Source organism: Bradyrhizobium sp. ORS 278, from assembly GCF_000026145.1.
In the GTDB taxonomy this organism is placed as follows: Bacteria; Pseudomonadota; Alphaproteobacteria; order Rhizobiales; family Xanthobacteraceae; genus Bradyrhizobium.
Map to the genome: position 1 here is coordinate 1358089 of NC_009445.1, position 16364 is coordinate 1374452.

16 protein-coding genes are annotated in these 16364 nt (G+C 66.0%); 14 read left to right on the plus strand and 2 right to left on the minus strand.

From position 1 onward, the window contains the following. Positions 1-4: 4 nt before the first annotated feature. The 14 genes from BRADO_RS05960 to BRADO_RS06025 all read left to right on the plus strand — a co-directional run bounded on the left by BRADO_RS05960 (position 5) and on the right by BRADO_RS06025 (position 13889). Positions 5-304 (plus strand): gas vesicle protein, encoded by a 300-nt coding sequence (locus tag BRADO_RS05960; RefSeq protein ID WP_011924409.1) that lies wholly within the window; start codon positions 5-7, stop codon positions 302-304. A gap of 90 nt (positions 305-394) precedes the next feature. Then, positions 395-859, plus strand: coding sequence for an Hsp20/alpha crystallin family protein (locus BRADO_RS05965; protein WP_157872521.1), 465 nt, complete (start codon positions 395-397; stop codon positions 857-859). A gap of 76 nt (positions 860-935) precedes the next feature. Then, on the plus strand, positions 936-1709 hold the full coding sequence (locus BRADO_RS05970) for a GvpL/GvpF family gas vesicle protein (RefSeq protein ID WP_011924411.1): 774 nt from the start codon (positions 936-938) through the stop codon (positions 1707-1709). A gap of 3 nt (positions 1710-1712) precedes the next feature. After that, positions 1713-1964, plus strand: coding sequence for a gas vesicle protein GvpG (locus BRADO_RS05975; protein ID WP_011924412.1), 252 nt, complete (start codon positions 1713-1715; stop codon positions 1962-1964). Beyond that, complete coding sequence (locus BRADO_RS05980; RefSeq protein ID WP_011924413.1) at positions 1961-4105, plus strand: AAA family ATPase; 2145 nt, start codon at positions 1961-1963, stop codon at positions 4103-4105. Before BRADO_RS05975 ends, BRADO_RS05980 begins: the two co-directional genes overlap by 4 nt. Then, entirely contained in the window at positions 4102-5034 is a 933-nt protein-coding gene (locus BRADO_RS05985; RefSeq protein WP_011924414.1) for a GvpL/GvpF family gas vesicle protein, read from the plus strand. Before BRADO_RS05980 ends, BRADO_RS05985 begins: the two co-directional genes overlap by 4 nt. Then, positions 5031-5777, plus strand: coding sequence for a GvpL/GvpF family gas vesicle protein (locus BRADO_RS05990; protein ID WP_011924415.1), 747 nt, complete (start codon positions 5031-5033; stop codon positions 5775-5777). The genes BRADO_RS05985 and BRADO_RS05990 overlap by 4 nt, the downstream gene beginning before the upstream one ends. After that, positions 5774-5998, plus strand: coding sequence for a gas vesicle protein GvpJ (gene gvpJ / locus BRADO_RS05995; RefSeq protein ID WP_011924416.1), 225 nt, complete (start codon positions 5774-5776; stop codon positions 5996-5998). The genes BRADO_RS05990 and gvpJ overlap by 4 nt, the downstream gene beginning before the upstream one ends. After that, positions 5995-6648 (plus strand): hypothetical protein, encoded by a 654-nt coding sequence (locus tag BRADO_RS06000; protein WP_011924417.1) that lies wholly within the window; start codon positions 5995-5997, stop codon positions 6646-6648. Before gvpJ ends, BRADO_RS06000 begins: the two co-directional genes overlap by 4 nt. Further along, positions 6645-6968: a gas vesicle protein K gene (locus BRADO_RS06005; RefSeq protein WP_157872522.1), complete on the plus strand. Its 324-nt coding sequence runs from the start codon at positions 6645-6647 to the stop codon at positions 6966-6968. The genes BRADO_RS06000 and BRADO_RS06005 overlap by 4 nt, the downstream gene beginning before the upstream one ends. Positions 6969-6977: 9 nt before the next feature. Then, positions 6978-11792, plus strand: coding sequence for a hypothetical protein (locus BRADO_RS06010; RefSeq protein ID WP_011924419.1), 4815 nt, complete (start codon positions 6978-6980; stop codon positions 11790-11792). Positions 11793-12282: 490 nt separating this feature from the next. Beyond that, entirely contained in the window at positions 12283-12495 is a 213-nt protein-coding gene (gvpA, locus tag BRADO_RS06015; RefSeq protein ID WP_011924420.1) for a gas vesicle structural protein GvpA, read from the plus strand. A gap of 85 nt (positions 12496-12580) precedes the next feature. Continuing rightward, on the plus strand, positions 12581-13345 hold the full coding sequence (locus BRADO_RS06020) for a hypothetical protein (protein ID WP_011924421.1): 765 nt from the start codon (positions 12581-12583) through the stop codon (positions 13343-13345). A 52-nt stretch (positions 13346-13397) separates the two neighbouring features. Then, on the plus strand, positions 13398-13889 hold the full coding sequence (locus tag BRADO_RS06025) for a hypothetical protein (protein ID WP_011924422.1): 492 nt from the start codon (positions 13398-13400) through the stop codon (positions 13887-13889). A 64-nt stretch (positions 13890-13953) separates the two neighbouring features. Here BRADO_RS06025 and BRADO_RS06030 read toward each other — a convergent pair whose 3' ends face one another. Together BRADO_RS06030 and BRADO_RS06035 are read right to left on the minus strand one after the other, a co-directional pair. After that, positions 13954-14505: a DUF4399 domain-containing protein gene (locus BRADO_RS06030; RefSeq protein ID WP_011924423.1), complete on the minus strand. Its 552-nt coding sequence runs from the start codon at positions 14503-14505 to the stop codon at positions 13954-13956. A 284-nt stretch (positions 14506-14789) separates the two neighbouring features. After that, complete coding sequence (locus BRADO_RS06035) at positions 14790-16358, minus strand: formylglycine-generating enzyme family protein (RefSeq protein ID WP_157872523.1); 1569 nt, start codon at positions 16356-16358, stop codon at positions 14790-14792. Positions 16359-16364: the final 6 nt, after the last annotated feature.

Here is a 16364-nt window from a genome sequence, read left to right on the forward strand (position 1 = left end):
GCCCATGCAGCACTCGATACGATCCGACGGGCTCGCCGACATTCTGGAACGGGTGCTGGACAAGGGCATCGTGATCGCCGGCGACATCTCGGTCTCGCTCGTCGGGATCGAACTGCTGACCATCCGCCTTCGTCTTCTGGTGACGACGGTCGATAAGGCGAAGGAGATCGGCATCAATTGGTGGGAGAGCGATCCCATGTTGTCCGGCAAGACCAGCGGCCTCGAGGATGAGAACCGCAGGCTGCGCGGCCGGCTCGCCATTCTTGAAAAGCGCATGGAAGGCATGGTCGTTCCGTCGACCTGATCAACGAACAAAAGAGGAGAGTCAAACATGAAGCGGCGGTCCGACGACGACCTCTCCGGGTTCAAGTCACTCGAAGAGATGGGCAGGCGATTGGGCGATCTCGCCGAAACGCTCAAGGAAAAGCTGCAGGGCGCGGGCGAGGGCACCGACGGGGCCGGCCAGCACGAATTCGAGATCAACACGCCCGGCGGGCCGCTCAAGGGCGTGATGGGATACAGCGTCCGATCGGGGATTCTCGGCCAGCGCCCGTCGCGTGCGCGGCCGCCGAACAGCGAATTCAATCCCGGGCGGAAGACCGGGTCCGATGTCGACACCGCGCGCGAGCCGCTGGCGGAGGTTCATAGCGAGGATGACCAGATCGTCTACACCATCGAATTGCCCGGAGTCGCGGAAGACCAGATCCAGGTGACCATCGCCGGACAGGAGTTGGTCGTCGAGACCTCTGGTCCGAAGCGCTATCGGGCCGCCTTCCCGCTTGAACAGGCGGTCGATCCTGAGAGCCGGCAGACGTCGCTCCGCAACGGCATCCTTCAGGTGTCGCTTCGAAAGGTCTGACGCGAACCCGCGCGGACGATCCGCAGGCCGCCCGGTCGGCGGCGATGTCCTGTTGCTGCACTCATCGGAGACGCAAATGGCAGCCCGTATCTATGTGTATGGTATCGTCCACGCTGATGCGGCCATCGACATCGTCGCGCGCCCCGTCGGCATCGAGGCCGGACCGGTCGAGACTCGGCGGATCGGCGCGCTGGGGCTGGTGATGAGCCCGATCGCCGATGCGGAGATCCTGCCGATCCGGCGCAATACGATCAGCCATACCAAGGTTCTCGAAGAGCTTCTCCTGAACCAGGTCACCGTGCTGCCGATGCAGTTCGGCGTCGTTCTCGACTCCTTCGAGATCGCGGCAAAGGCGATCGCGCCGCGCGAGGCGCATCTGCTTGCATTGCTCGCAGAGCTCGACGGCCGAATCGAGGTCGGGATCACCGTCCGCTTCAAGCGCGACGGGCTGTTCGAGGAGATCGCCTCCGAGCGGCCGGAGATCGGGCGCCGTGGCCGCGAGCTGGTCAGCGCGGACGAGGTGCAGTCCTATCACCAGCGGGTCGCCATCGGGCAGCAGGTCGAGAAGATCATCCGGCAGAAGAACGCCAGCGACCATAACGAGATTTTGCATGCGATCGCGCCGCTCTGCGTCAAGCACAAGGAGCTGCCGGTGACCGACGACATGATCGTGGTGCGCCTGGCCTGCCTGGTCGCAGCGGAGGCAGAGCCGCAGCTGTTTGATCTGGTGGCGTCGTTTCAGAAGGCGCGCGATGCGCGCTGTGACGTCAGCTATCTGGCGCCGGTGCCGCCTTACAATTTCGTGCGCGCGAGTCTGAACTGGGATGACGCCGGCAACGCCGGAGGATGAGCCATGCTGTTCAAGCTGCTGACCGCTCCGGTTCTCGGGCCCCTGAACTTCGTCGAATGGGTCGGCGAGAAGATCGATGACGCCGTCCAGGCGCAGATGGACGACACGGAAGCGCTCAAGCAGCACCTCGCCGCGCTCGAGCAACGCCTGCTCAAGGGCGAGCTCACCGAGGAAGAGTTCGAGACCATCGAGATCGACCTGGTCCGGCGGCTGCAGGCCGCGGCTGAGCGGATGGCGGCGGGGGAAAAGAAATGATCACGGACGCCCAGCGGGCCGCCGGAACCGAGCTGACCAGGGTCGTCAAGGAGGCTGCGGCCGGCGTGGTCGGCCGCGGCATCGTTCGCATCGATCCCGCTGACGCGCGTCTGCTCGGCATGGTGGCCGGCGACGTCGCGCGGATCCGCGGCAATCGCGAGACCCATGCGCGCATCCTGTTTCTCAACGAGAGTCTCCGAGGCAAGGGCATCGTCGTTCTCGACGGCATCATCCGGCGCAATGCCGGCGTGCAGATCGGCGAGTCCGTCACGCTGTCGCTGGCGCAGCCGAATGCGGCCACCAGCGTGACCCTGAGCGTGACCGGCGCGAGCCTGTCGAGCGGCGGCAAGAGCCGGGTCGTCGCCGCGCTGGAGCACATCCCGATCACTGCGGGCGACAGCATTCGCCTGCCGCTGATGGGCGGCAACAGCACGAGCTGCGAGGTCACCGCGACGCGGCCCAGCGGCCCCGTGCTGATCACCACGGAAACACGGCTGGACATATCCGCGCGCGAGGTGGGCGACGCCGACCGCAGCATCACCTACGAGGATCTGGGTGGCGTCGACCAGGAGCTGCAGCGGGTGCGCGAGATGGTCGAACTGCCGCTGCGGCAGCCGGAGCTGTTCGAACGCGTCGGCATCGACCCGCCGCGCGGCATCCTCTTCTCCGGCCCGCCCGGCACCGGCAAGACCCTGCTCGCGCGCGCCATCGCCTATGAGAACAAGTGCAGCTTCTTCCAGATCAGCGGTCCGGAGATCGTCGCCAAGCACTACGGCGAGTCGGAGGCGCAGCTGCGGTCGGTGTTCGAGCAGGCGAGGGCGAAGGCGCCTTCCATCGTATTCCTCGACGAGCTCGATGCGATCGCGCCCAAGCGCGAAGGATTGAGCGGCGACCGGCAGGTCGAGCGTCGCATCGTCGGCCAGTTGCTGACCTTGATGGACGGCATCCGCTCGCGCGGTGCGGTCACCGTGATCGGCGCGACCAACCTGCCTGATAGTATCGATCCGGCGCTACGGCGGCCCGGCCGCTTCGACCGCGAGATTCGCTTCGGCGCGCCTGACCAGCAGGGACGGCGACAGATTCTCGAGGTGCACAGCAAGACCATGCCGCTGTCGCAGGATGTCGATCTCGATCATATCGCGCGCATATCGCACGGCTATGTCGGCGCCGATCTCGCCGCGCTGTGCCGGGAGGCCGGCATGGCTGCTCTGCGCCGCGTCGCCAAGCTCACCGGCGCGATCGAGGATGTCGATGTCGGCAGCCTGTTCGTGACCGCCGCCGACTTCGACACGGGATTCGCGGAGACGCGGCCGAGCGCGCTGCGCGAGTTTCTCGCCGACGTGCCGAACGTGTCGTGGGACATGGTTGGCGGGCTGGACAAGATCAGGCAGACGCTGATCGAGGCGGTGGTCTGGCCGATCCTGCATGCCGACCGGTTTGCCGCGCTCAACCTGCAGCCCGCCAAGGGCGTCCTGCTGCATGGCGCGCCGGGAACGGGCAAGACGCTGCTGGCCAAGGCGCTGGCGACGGAAGCAGGCGTCAACTTCATTTCCGTTCGCGGCCCGCAGCTCCTGAATCAGTTCCTCGGAGAATCCGAGCGCGCCGTCCGCGACGTGTTCTCCCGCGCGCGCTCCTCCGCGCCGACCATCATTTTCTTCGACGAGATCGATGCCATCGCGCCCGCGCGCAGCGGCACGGACGGCGGCACGATGGACCGCATCGTCTCGCAGCTCCTGACCGAGATCGACGGCATCGAGGAATTCAAGAACGTGTTCCTGCTCGGCGCGACGAATCGCATCGATTGCGTCGATCCGGCGCTGCTGCGGCCGGGCCGTTTCGACCACATCATCCAGATGCCGCTGCCGGATGCCGCGGCCCGACAAGCCATCCTCGCCATCTATGTGTCGAAGGTGGCCGTCACTCCCGATGTGCGCATCGAGCATCTGGCGATGCGCACATCGGGCTACACGGGCGCCGAGCTCGCCAATCTCGTTCATACCGCTGCGCGCGCCTGCCTGAGGCGCAGCGTCGATGCCGACAGCTTCGAGCCGGTGCTCGGGGCGGAGGACTTCGAGGCTGCGTTCGCGGCCGTCGACCGGCGCCCGCCGGCGCTTCAGGAGCAAAGGGAAACGTCGCGATGAGCCTTCGACTTGTCGGCATCACGGATGCAGCGACGGCCCGCCGCATCGAGCTCGGTCGCGACGCGGGCGATCTCGAAGGTGTCAAGCTGATCGAGGCTTGCGGGCTTGCGGCCGTTGCGGTCGGCGCGTCGCGCAGCAGCTGGCTCCGGAACCGCTCGCGGAAGCGGCTGATCGAGGGGCTCACCGCCGAACAACGCAGGCTGGAGGCGCTGATCAAGCTCGGGCCGCTGCTTCCGGCCGCAGGAGACGCGGCGCTGGACGACGCGACCGATGTCGCGGCGTTCCTGGCAGCCTCCGCCGATGGATTGCGCCGCGAACTCGACGCGTTCGGCTCGCGCGTTCAGTTTCAGGTCCGGATCAGCTGGGATCCCGCGCGCTTCCCGGGCGTTGAGCCGTCCTCGCCCGAGCGCGCGAGGCAGGACCTCGCGACGCGCGTGATCACAGCGCTGTCGACGCATTTCAAGGAGTGCCTGACGCTGCCGGGCGGTGGCGACCGCGACGTGGCGAACCTCGTTGTCCTGATCGAGAGGTCGGAGGAGGTCGCTCTCGATGACGTACTGGCCGGCATCGATGCGATTGCGCCGGACGCGCTGACGATCCGCGTCACCGGTCCGTTGCCGCCGGTCTCTTTCGCGAGCGTCTGCGTCGACGTGCCCTCGGAGCCCGCGATTCGCGCCGCGCGCAGGCTTCTCGGCATCACCGCGCAGGCAAATGCAGAGGCGATCCGGCTTGCCTATCTACGCAATGCGCGCGCCGCGCATCCCGACATGGCAGCCTCGTCGCCGCAGGCCCGCGACATTCCGGATATGACCGACATCAAGACGGCGTATGATCTTCTGATCCGCGTCCACTCCAAACAGACTGCCAACGGCAAGGTCGCGGCGCTCGCGTCGATCCGGCGCGACGGTGATCTCAAGAGAGCGATATGACCAGCGCGCCTCCCATCATCGTGCATGGCTTCATGCTCGGGCGCACGCCCGGCGCCGTCGACGAACTGCTGCGGCAACATGCATGCGCGGTGATCGGCGAAGGCCGCACGACGGACGTCGTCGCTCTCGCATCGCGCCTGACGCCGGCTCAGGCCGCCGCGCTCGAGGATCCTCAGGCCATTACGGCACTGGCGTTGATGCATGCAGCAAGGCTGGGCGAGGTCGCGGCAACGATGGACATCGTTCCACTGAAGTTCGGCACGTTCGCGAGCTCATTGACCGCCATGTCCGGGATCTGCGACCAGGCCGAGCCGCAGGTACGAGCTGCGCTGGAACGCATCGCCGGAAGGCTCGAATTCGGGGTGCGGATCGCGCAGATCGCGACCGCGGACACTGTCAGGGATGTGAAGCCCACGAACGGCCGCGACTATCTGCGCAGTCGTGTCGACAAGCGCGCCCAGGACCGGCGAGCCTCGGAAGCGAGGCAGACGTTCGCGGCCGCCGTGCGCGAGGTGCTCGGCCAAGTCTGCGTCGCCCAGCAACCTTTGTCCGACGACCGCGCGTCAAGCGCGCTTCTTCTCAATCTGGCCTGCCTCGTCGAGCGGCGAGGCGTCGGGGCATTTCTGCAGGTCGCTCAAAGTTATGCGTGCGATGCGAGTTCGCTGGGTCTCACGCTGACGGTGACGGGCGCCTGGCCAGCCTACTCCTTCGTAGCCGACAGGAAGGTTCATGGCGAGGAATGACCGACAATCTGCGATCGCCGCCAAGCATCTTCTCCGATCCTGATCGCGGTTCGCTGCTCGACCTGCTGGACCGCATCCTGGACAAGGGAATTGTGGTGCACGGCGAGCTCATCCTCAGCGTGGCCGGCATCGATCTCGTCTTTATCGGCCTTCACGTCGTCGTCGCGTCGGTCGACCGCATGACGCGTGCGCGCCGCGAACTGCTGGAGGAGGCGAGATGACCCTCATCGCCGGCTTTGCGCTTCCCCACCATCCTCTCGCGGACGAGGTGGCGGTGCGCGATCTCGCGCGCGGCGTCCTGGCCGTCATGCCACCCGCGGCCGCAGACGTGAGAGCGTCCCGCTACAAGACAGCGGTGCGTTGGTGCTCGACCGGGCCGTTCCTGCCGGTGCCGTGGCAATTGTCGATCGACGAGCAGGCCTTCACGGCCGCGCATGACACTGCCATCGAGCGGCTGAGGCTCGCCGTCGCCGATATCGAGTTGACCGTGGAATTTGCTTTCTGCATCAATGCACGGACCTTCGACGATGCTCCGCAGGCCGCGCGATCCGAGGCTGGATCTGCCGGACGCGCCTATCTGCGCCAGTTGCAGAAGCTACATCCCTCGCATGCCTCGCATCTGGCGCGCCGGCTGTCCGCAGCCGCGCGTGACCGGCGGTTCGATCTACCGTCGGTACGCGTCGAGCAGGGCGTGGCGGAAGGGATTCTGAGCTGTGCTGCGATCGATGCGGCGGCCCTCGGCGGCTGCCTGATTGAGCTCGCATCTGCCGGGACGCAGCCCGGCGTCGTCGAAGGACCGCTTCCCCCATTCGCGACGGCTGCCCGGGTGCTGGCGTCGATCGGTCTCCCCATTGGACGGCATCACGCATGACAGATTTTGAAGATGCCTTGCAAGCGGCGGGCGTGGAGAAACTGGCCGAGGCGTTGACCGGGAGGGTGGAGATCAATCCCGACCAGGTCCGCCAGGATCTCGCGCGCCTGGTGCTGACGATCCTCGAATTTCTCCGGCGACTGATGGAAATGCAGGCGGTCCGCCGCGTCGAAGCGAACAGTCTGACCGACGAACAGGAAGAAAATCTCGGACGGACCCTGATGCTGGCCGCGGCGGCGATCGAGGATCTGTCGCAGCAGTTCGGCCTGCGGCGCGACGAACTGAATATCGAGCTCGGGCCGCTCGGCAGGCTCATTTAGGGACGATCGATGATGCTTCAAATCGACAAGAAGACCGACAGTCTTGGTCAGCTGTCGCTGCAGCTGGTCGTCATGCCGATCGCCGTGTCCTGCCTGCTGATCCTGGTTTCGCCGATCGTGGCCAAGGCCGGCTACTCCGATCAGATGCCTTTCGGGGCCGGAATCATCGTTGCACTGTTGGCGCAGAGCGCGCTGGCCTGGTTCGCGTTGCAGCGGAATCTGCACCTTCCGCTGCGGCGCCTGGTCGACTATCTGCGCGAGGTTCGCAAGAGCGGCGGCGCTGCGCAGCCGCCGGAGACCGCCGGCATCCTGCGCGATATCACCGACCTGACGCGGGATGTCGTGCAGAGCCAGATCATGATCGGGCATTATGTCGTCAGCATCCACGCCATTGAAGAAGTGACGCAGGCGGTGCGCACCGTGGCACGCACCGCGAAGGCGGAGCTGACGGGAATTGCGCATGCGACATCGAAGCTGGCCGAGGATCTGAACGAGAACAGCGGGCAGCTGTCGCGCGCGTTCACCGACATCCAGAAGACCTTCGATGCCGAGAAGGGCAAGCTCGATCGGATGCGCGAGGCGAACGTGGCCGAGGTCGAAACGGTCCGGCTCGCGCCCGTGATGTTCGAGAACGTGGTTGCGCGGTTCGAGGAGCGCGCCAATGCGCTGCTCAAATCCATCGGCAAGGATCCGCGGCTGGTGGCCGAGCTGGAGAATCTCGCGCGCGCCGTCACCTGTGCGGGCGTGGAATTGAAGGAGAACGGCGCCGGCCTCGCGGAAGTCAGGTCGGCCGTGAATTCCGTGGCCTCCCAGGTGCGTCCGACCGGCGCGATCCTCGATCGCCTGGCCGAGATGTCCGAGAGCATCGTCCAGATCCGCAACGCCGCCGGCACACGCGAAGCGGAAGCGGTGAAGGCTGCGGCCGCGGAGCTCAAGGAGACCGTCATCGATATCCGCGAGCAGACCGTGACCGAGCTTGCGAAGATTCGCGAGAGCCTGGGATCAAAGGCCACGCGCGAGGATGTCGGCGTGCTCGACGGTGCGGTCCGGCAGGCGAATCAACTCGTGGTGGATGGCCTGCGCGACATGCGGGGCCTGGTCGCGAGCCAGGCTGCGTCCGCGGTCGAGACCATCGTCGAGCGCACCAAGGGATCGATCGCGGGCGCGATGGAGCCGGTCTTGAGCGATCTGCGCGGCGTGGCGCGGCGCGTCGAGCCGCTGGACGGCCGCATCACGGAGCTCGGCGGCTCCGTTTCGCAGCTCGCGACCACGGCAACGCTCGACCACAGGCTCTCCGAGCTGCAGCGCGCGCTTCTGCAGAAGGACGCGACCAAGCTGCCGCTGCCGAGCGCGGACGACATGGCCAATCTCTATTCGGTGCTGTCGCATATCGGAGCGCAGCTCGATGCGGTCAGCTCCCGGGTCAAGACGGACGCCGTCATCATCGATGGCCTGCAGCTGCTGCGCGACGATTCGATCCGTCATCATGCGTCGCTCGCCGAGCTGGTCGAGCGCGCCAGCAAGACCCAGCAGGAGAGTGCGTCGGAGACCCACCTCGTCGTGGCCAAGCAGCTGGAGAACATCGAGGTCCAGATCGCCTCCGTCGAGCAGCGCACGGTGGGACTTGATGGCTCGCTCGTCGAGACCGGCCGCACCTTGCAACGGCTGTCCGAGGCGCAGTCGGCGTCGCTGGCCGACAGCCGCGAGCGGCTCGCCCGCGTGCAGGACGAATTGCTGCAGCGCCTCGATATCGCCGGCGAGCTGACGCAGCTCCTGCAACAGGGCGCGTCGACCAGCGAGGCCGTTCGGCTGCTCGGCCAGCAGGTCGTCCGCGCCACCGAGGCGCAGGAGCACGCGGTCGGAGCCATCATCGCCGACAGCGATGCCAAATGTGAGCGGCTGTCGGCCCGGGCGATGGAGTCGCGCGCCGGATCGGAATCGGCGTTCCTCAACCTGCTGTCGCGGATCGAGGGCAGCCTGACCTGCGTCTCGGACGGCCTCAACGCCGTCGACGCGACGTCGTCGCGGATCGCGCACTCTCTGGAGCAGAACCGGGCGTTCCTCGAGCAGATCGAGATCGTCCCGCGCTTCGACAGGCTGTCTCAGGAGCTCGCTCTGCTGTCGCGCGACCTCGCCGACAGCCGGCGGCTGTCGGAAGCCCGGGTCGACAGCATGAGCCAGGAGCTCGGCGACCATGTCGCGGAGGCGTTGCGCAGGCTCGCAGGGCTTGCCGCTGGTGTCGCCGAGCAGGCGCAGACGCTGGATCGGCTGTCGTCGGCGCAACTGCAGCCGATGCTCGCCGCGGCACAGACCATTCAAGGTCGCCTTGGTGAGCTTGCCGAACGTCTCGGCGGCTCCCCGGATGACGACGTGAATCGCATGCGGCTGCACACGATCGAGCAGACGCTCGGGCAGATCACGCATCTGCTTGGGCTGGTCGAGCAACAGCTCGGTCTCACATCGCGCGGCGTCGCCGACATGGCTGGCGAGCTCGGCAAGGCGCTGACCCAACAGGAACGGGTGGCCAGCGCGGTCAAGGATGAGGTCCGCCTGGTCGATGAGCGTCTCGCCGCGCGGATCGACGACGGCCGCGCGGCGTTCGACGGGGGGTTGGCGCGGATCGATCAGCGGTTTGCCGCAGTCGACGGCGTTGCGCAGGCGGTCGACGAGATCGCCGGTCTGCTCCGGGCCCATGATGTCGCAACGACCGCGCTGCAGGCGGACATGCAGGCGCTTGCGTTGCGCGTCGAAGACAAGGTCACCACCAGCGCGTCGGACGTCGTCACCAACTGCTCCAGGCTGGTCGGCGGGCTGGAGCGGCAGACGGACGAAGCGGTCACCCGGCTCATGAATGCGATCCTCGCGGCCCGAGCGGCCGTGAGCGAGGGGCAGGCCAGACCATCCGATGCCCAACCCGCATTCGCGATGGCCCTCGGCCCGCAGCTGGCCGATGTCGGCAGCCGGCTCGACATCGTGCTCGACCGCCTCGACGACCAGCTGCCACATCAGCTCGATGGCCTCGTCGAGAACCTGAGGCGTGATCAGTCGGCCTTTGCCGGCCGCGTCGATCAGATCATCGACAGGCTGCAATTGGTCCACACCGCGGTCGCTGAGCTGGCAGGCCGTGCGAACGCGGTCGACAGTGCCGTGCAGCCGATCAAGGACGGTGTCCAATCTCTCAGCCAGGCGCAGGCCCGCATGCTGACGGATGTCTCGCGACAGGTGACAAGCCTGGCCGAGACCATGTCCGGCATGCCGCAGGCTTTCGGGCGCCACGTGCAGCATCTTGCGGGGCAGGCGGACGTGGCGCGGATCGATAGCCGCCTCGGCGAACTGTCGGTGCAGGTGACGCGGATACTCTATCTTGCCGGCGATGATCAGAGGCCAGGCGCAACCGGTGATCTCGGGATCGGCGCGAACACGGCAATCGCCAAATATCCGCTGCTACGCGAGGTCACGCTGACCTCGGGCGGTGGCGCGATGCCCCACGCTCCGTTCGGCGCCGCCGCCGGATTGAGCGGGCGGCTCGACGAGATGCTCGATCGTCTCGAAGATGTGTCCGAGACCATTCATCGCGGCTTGGCCGAGGTGCGGACCATGCTGTCGTCCGCGACCTCCGAGCTTCAGCCCAACCTGATCGGTCTGCGGCTCGAAATCATCCGCCATCTGACGGAGATGTCGTCACGGATCGACGCGGTCAAGACGACCGATCGCGCCGGGCAGTTCGAAAGCGCGATGGCCGCGATGGCGCGGCAGTTCGCGGACTTCAAGGACTTCGCCACTGGCGTGGCGCAAGGCAGCGTGCGCGAGGTGATGGCTGGCGTTCACGCCATTCCGTCGGGCCGCCGCGAATTGGCGGAGATATGCGATGCGATTGAGCGCCTGCAAGCAGGCGTCGAAAGCGCCGTTGCCGGACGCCAGGAGCTCACCCGCTGGTCATCGCCGGGAACAACGCTGCACCCTGTCGCCGCAGGCCATGAGTCCTCGGAGGTCGGGAGCCGGCTCGACGATATCGTGCTCCGCCTCGATCGGATCTATGACGGACTGGAAACGCGCGAGCAGGTCTGGCCGCGGACGGCTGTTGCGCGGCAGGCGATCGAGATCGACGTCCAGCCTCTCTATGACAAGATCAGGCTGCTGTCGCAATTCGCCGATTCGGCGCTGGTCCGAACACAGCATGCCATGGCCTCGGCGGCTGATGTCGTGGCGCAGGACAATCAGAGCCGGCACGACGGCGGCGCCGCGATCGAGCAGCTCTCGCACGACCTCGCGGCCGTGCTGAGCCGGTTCGCCGAGTTCGATCGCAAGCTTCAGGCCATCGCGGGCAGGATCGAGCAGCTGCCGGCCGGTACGCGTTCGGAGGACATCGGCACGGCGTTTGTCGAGACGATGCTGGAATGCGAGGCCCGGATCGAAAGCTCGATGAGCACCGTCAGGGACGAGCTCAAGTCCTTCGGCGACCGGCTGGACAGCACCAAATCGGCGGCCGTGACGGTCGCCGGCCCGGTCGAAGCGGGCGCCTATGCGCATCCGTTGTCGCCATCCATGACGACCGTGCTCAAGCTGATGAGCGGATTCACCTCGGCGATCGAGGATCGCTTCAATTCGCTGGAAGGCCTGCTGTCGGGCCAACTCGGCGATCAGGACGAGGACGTGGTCAAGACGTTCAACGACAGCCTGGCGGCGATGCGGAAGCTGACCGACGAGTTTCTCGACATCAGCTCGGCGATCAGCAGCGAGCTGTCGTCGCATCTCGACGAGCGGCCTTCGGCCACCGGCGGCGCGGCGAAGCGGACTCCGGATCTGCGCAGGACGCGGCGCTGAGTTGTTGCGAAGGGCGGTTGTCAGCACGCGCTGCGCCGGCGCGTGGCGTTAGCGCGATGTCGCAAACCCCACGCGTCATACCCCGGGGATCAGTGATCTATCTGTGAGTTGGACGTCCTTACATACACCTAAGTACAGCGGTCCTGATGCCTAAGCAGCAGGATTGACGAGTGAAGAATTTAGCCGCCTCGCCGATCATTCGAGTCGGATCAAGATGGCGCAGCGTGTCTCGGCTGCCGGCCATGCCATGATCACCGTGCGTGGGCCGGGCGATTTGCGCCTGCGGCCAGGTGCGGGCATTTCAAGAATTGAATACTTGATTTTACTAGACAATACTTGTCGCTCATCCAGTAATTTAAACTAATTATTAGAACAGATCTGTAATAACCCTAGTAATTCGATTTGTGACTTCGGTTCAGATCGAAGGGCAGATGCATCGGGAAAATCCTGGATGCGACACCACAACCGCAGAAACGCATGAGGTAAGTCCGTGGCTATTGAGAAGAGCATTGCATCCAGCAGCATCGCCGAAGTGATCGATCGTGTCCTCGACAAGGGCGTTGTGATCGATGCGTTCGTCCGTGTCGCGCTGGTTGGTATCGAGCTGATCGCCATCGAGGCCCGCGTCGTGATCGCGTCGGTCGAGACCTGGCTGAAATATGCCGAGGCGATCGGCCTCACCGCGCAGCCTTCGGCGGCGTGACAACGATCCTGATCCTGAGGCGCCGGGAATTTCTCGGCAGCCTCAGGGTCGGTCCCTTCAAGTCAGTCAAGACATGGCTTTCGACATGAGTGGTTCGGATCAGTCCGGTGCAGGCAGAAGCTGGGCCGAGATCAAGGGCGAGGTTCGGGACTATCTCGGAAGTCTCAGGGCGGAGCGCGCCGCGCGCCGTCGTCAGCCGGCAGGTGCCCTGGCGCCGTCGCCGAAGAAATCCGCGAAACCAGCCAAGCCCTCGCCATCGGGGCAGGGCGCGACCACCGTACGCGCAACCCCGGGCAAACCAGCAGGCGGTCAGGGCGATGCCCGGCACCTCAAGCAACTGACGGCCCGTTCCGAGGCGGCTCTGCGCAAGATCGATGATCTCCGGCGCGCGCGCCGGCGCCATGCCGCAAGTTCGGCCGGCGCGGCGCAGGCCATCGCGACAGCGCCGGTGAAGCCGCTACGCGCTGCGGCTGCCAGGAAGCCTGCCGCGTCGCGGGCCGGCGCCGAGCAAGCGAGAGCCGACAAGCCGCCTCCACCGGCCGCAAAACCTGCCGCCGCCTCCGTCACGCCCGCTGCGGCCGATCCGAAACCCGAGACGGCCACGCCGCCCCGGCCTCGTCCTGCCGAGATCAAGCACGGCTTCGTCCGATCGCTCGCGTCGAGCCGCGATATCGATGAGTTGCGCGCGCTCGGGCCGGCCCTGAAGGCGAAGCTGCGGCGGCTCAATATCCGCACCGTCGGCGAATTGGCGGCGCAGCGGCCCGACCATCTTCGCACGCTGCTCGGGCCGCCCGGCCGGCTCATCAATCTGGAATCGATCGTCGCGAGCGCACGGTCGCAAATCAAATAGAACAAGCCGTCGAGGTACCGATCACGGGCGCGGAGAACAGAGGAGCATCGACATGACGAGATCCGCTGCAATCAGAAGGCTGAGCAGGACGCGCGCCAGGGCTGCGGTCACGCAGCGCCAGGCCCGTGCGAACTGGAATGCGGAGCGGCTGGCCGCCAAGCGCGAAGCGGACGCGCGCTCGGCCGCCGAGATTGCCGCGCGAGCGGTCGAGCGGCTCGAGGCGCTTGCGGATACGGAAACCTATCTCGGACGCATATCGGACGAACGCCGGCAGAACCATCTCGCGCTGAAGGACCGGCTGTGCGCCGATGTCACGCGGATCGTCTCGGACGTCAATCAGATGTTCAGCGAGTTTCAGACCCGGTCCGAGTCGCGGCTGCAAGCCCTCGCCGATGGTCGGCAGGATGTCGCCGTCATGCTCGCCGAGTTTCACCTCGCCCGCGAGAAGATGCGCCAGGAGCAGCTGAGCTTCGGGGAGGCGCTGCGCCAGCAGCTCCAGGCCGACGCCGCGCGCATCTGCCGAGAGGATTTCGCGGGACGCTGACCCGACGATCGGGAGACCGGCAGTCATTCGCCTGTCGATCATCTCAGCGATCGTGATCCCATCGTTACTTCGCCCCCGAAAACAAGCCTTTGAAGAAATCGACAGCGCTCGCCGACTTTGACGGGTCGGGCGGCGTTGTCTCGGCCGCCGACGCCTCGGCCGGGCGCTCGTGAACATGTTTTGTCCGACGGTGGCCCCGCTCGGCGCTCCGGCTGTGTCGCTCCGAGCTGTCCCTGACTGTGATTGTGATCTTCTTCGATACGAGCGGCGGATCGAAGTTGAAGTGCATGCCGTCGCCCATCACGAGCTGGAGCGTATGCTTGCCTGGAGGGAGATCGATCAAGGCCTCAGTCTCACCGCCGCCATAGTGAAGATGCTTTCTGTCCTGAGGAATCGGCTCACCGGGGCTGATCGGTTCGTTGGAATCGATCAGAAGGTGATGATGACCGGTGTTGGAAAAGCTGTCGCCGGCATGCGTCACGCCCATGTTGCGCAGGCCGAAGCGGCACCAGAATGGGCTCTTCACGGTGTCGCCGTCGTCCGGGGAGATGATGTAGAGGTACGCGTCCTTGGGAGCCGTCCTGGCCTGCGCCGCTGCGTCGCTCGGCGCCAGCATGATCGCAACGGCGAAGGCGAAAGCCGCGATCGACGCATGATACAAACATCGCCAGAACGGGCGACCGGACGGCGGCGCGGCGTGCGCGGAGCTCACACTTTTCATAACTCCCCGACTCACAAAATGCTGACGATCAGGCATGGCAATATTGGACGGTGTCGCAAATCGATACACCGACGACAGCAAGGCAAAATTGAGGTTCCGGCAGGCCGCGCGACGCGCTTGCCGATCAGAATCGAACTAAACTGATGCGGCGGGCGCCGGTGGTCGCGGGCGATCCGCGGTCATAGCGACAGAGCGACGCGGAAGCCGTGCGTCGGATATCTCACCCGCCCATCATAGCGATCGCGGCTGCCGCTGCGGGCATAGCTCGCATCGTTCTTCCACGAGCCCGAGCGGATGACATGGAGGAAGCTCTGCTCGTCTATCCAGGCCGAGCCATCGGACGGCGCGCCCTGATAGGATTTGTGCCAGCTGTCGGCAACCCATTGGTCGACGCCGCCGCCCATGTCGTACAGGCCGAACGGATTGGCTGGAAAGCTTCCGACCTTCATCAACTGCGGCGGCGCATCGGCCTCGTTGCAGCGGTTGCAGTTGGCCATGCCGGGGCGCATCTGATCACCCCACCAGAATTTCGTGGCCGCCCCGCCGCGCGCGGCATATTCCCATTCGGCCTCGGTGGGAAGCCGGAACGGCTTTCCGATTTTCCGCGAGAGCCAACCGAGATAGTCCCTGGCATCGTCGTAGCTGACATTGGTGACCGGATTGTCATCCGGACCACTCGTGACGTCAGTGCACGCCTTGTCGGCGACGCATTCCTTCCATTCGCCAAGCGTGACCGGGTATTTGCCGAGCGCGAACGGCTTGATCGCGACGCGGTGAGCCGGCAGCTCGGACGTTTCCGAACCGCCCATGGTGAACGTGCCGCCCGGGATCATGACGACGTCAGGCAAGCGAATGTTGGCCGCTTCAGCACTTGGAGCTGGCGGTGCGACGGCAGGTGTCGCGTCCGCGACGCGCGTATCGCTTTGGACTTGGGCTTCGGCTCGAGCTTGCACTTGAGGTTCGACTTGAGGTTGGACCTGAGCTTGGACTTGAGCTTGGACTTGGGTTTGGACTTGAGTCGGCGGCGTCTCGCTGGTCACGGCGTCCGCGGACGCGTCTGCTGACGGGCGCGGATCGGGGGCCGTCGCGGTCGCTACGGGCTGGAGGCCGGCGACGGGCGAGGGCGGAGGTTCGATCTTCGCGCGATCTGGCAGTGGTTCGGACAGTTCGGCCGTTTTCGGCTGTGACGATGGCGCCGAAGCGGGCTCTCGCGCGAGGACGAACCACAGACCGGCGGCCGCGAGCAGCGATGCACCGAGACCTGCGGCGACGCGGGTCCAGAGCCGCGGACCGCGCTCCGCGGTAGCAGCAGCCTTGCGGAGCCGGCCGGCCAGCTTGTCGAGCCCGTGGGCCTGCCAGATCTCGGCGCGTCGCCGCGCCTCATCCGGTTCGTATTGAGCGATCGACACGCCGGGAATGCTGCAGACGACCCGGGGCGACCCTCCGGCGCCTGGAATGGTGGCCTCGACGTCCGCGGCCTCGCAAAGGTTTGCAAGCGATTGCTTCAACGGGCCGCACATCATCAGCAGCAGGCCGCCGTCGCCATTGCTTCGTCGCTGCTGGATCTCCGGACACGACGCCTGCTCGGCGAGATGATGGAAGCTCGGGCCGCGCAACGCGTTCAGCGCGACGCGTACGACGCGGCCGCACCGCTCGCAAGGCACCGGATAGGTGACCGTGCCCAGCGCTGTCTCGCCGGCCTCGGACACTCCGGTGTGCGGCGGCTTGAGGACGTCGAGGCTTGTCATTGCGCG

What these genes read in the sequence shown, in the direction of transcription:
- BRADO_RS05960 (WP_011924409.1), top strand. Translation starts at nt 5, where the DNA reads ATGCAGCACTCGATACGATCCGACGGGCTCGCCGACATTCTGGAACGG.
- BRADO_RS05970 (WP_011924411.1), top strand. Translation starts at nt 936, where the DNA reads ATGGCAGCCCGTATCTATGTGTATGGTATCGTCCACGCTGATGCGGCC.
- BRADO_RS05975 (WP_011924412.1), top strand. Translation starts at nt 1,713, where the DNA reads ATGCTGTTCAAGCTGCTGACCGCTCCGGTTCTCGGGCCCCTGAACTTC.
- BRADO_RS05980 (WP_011924413.1), top strand. Translation starts at nt 1,961, where the DNA reads ATGATCACGGACGCCCAGCGGGCCGCCGGAACCGAGCTGACCAGGGTC.
- BRADO_RS05985 (WP_011924414.1), top strand. Translation starts at nt 4,102, where the DNA reads ATGAGCCTTCGACTTGTCGGCATCACGGATGCAGCGACGGCCCGCCGC.
- BRADO_RS05990 (WP_011924415.1), top strand. Translation starts at nt 5,031, where the DNA reads ATGACCAGCGCGCCTCCCATCATCGTGCATGGCTTCATGCTCGGGCGC.
- gvpJ (WP_011924416.1), top strand. Translation starts at nt 5,774, where the DNA reads ATGACCGACAATCTGCGATCGCCGCCAAGCATCTTCTCCGATCCTGAT.
- BRADO_RS06000 (WP_011924417.1), top strand. Translation starts at nt 5,995, where the DNA reads ATGACCCTCATCGCCGGCTTTGCGCTTCCCCACCATCCTCTCGCGGAC.
- BRADO_RS06005 (WP_157872522.1), top strand. Translation starts at nt 6,645, where the DNA reads ATGACAGATTTTGAAGATGCCTTGCAAGCGGCGGGCGTGGAGAAACTG.
- BRADO_RS06010 (WP_011924419.1), top strand. Translation starts at nt 6,978, where the DNA reads ATGATGCTTCAAATCGACAAGAAGACCGACAGTCTTGGTCAGCTGTCG.
- BRADO_RS06020 (WP_011924421.1), top strand. Translation starts at nt 12,581, where the DNA reads ATGAGTGGTTCGGATCAGTCCGGTGCAGGCAGAAGCTGGGCCGAGATC.
- BRADO_RS06025 (WP_011924422.1), top strand. Translation starts at nt 13,398, where the DNA reads ATGACGAGATCCGCTGCAATCAGAAGGCTGAGCAGGACGCGCGCCAGG.
- BRADO_RS06030 (WP_011924423.1), bottom strand. Translation starts at nt 14,505, where the DNA reads ATGCTGGCGCCGAGCGACGCAGCGGCGCAGGCCAGGACGGCTCCCAAG.
- BRADO_RS06035 (WP_157872523.1), bottom strand. Translation starts at nt 16,358, where the DNA reads ATGACAAGCCTCGACGTCCTCAAGCCGCCGCACACCGGAGTGTCCGAG.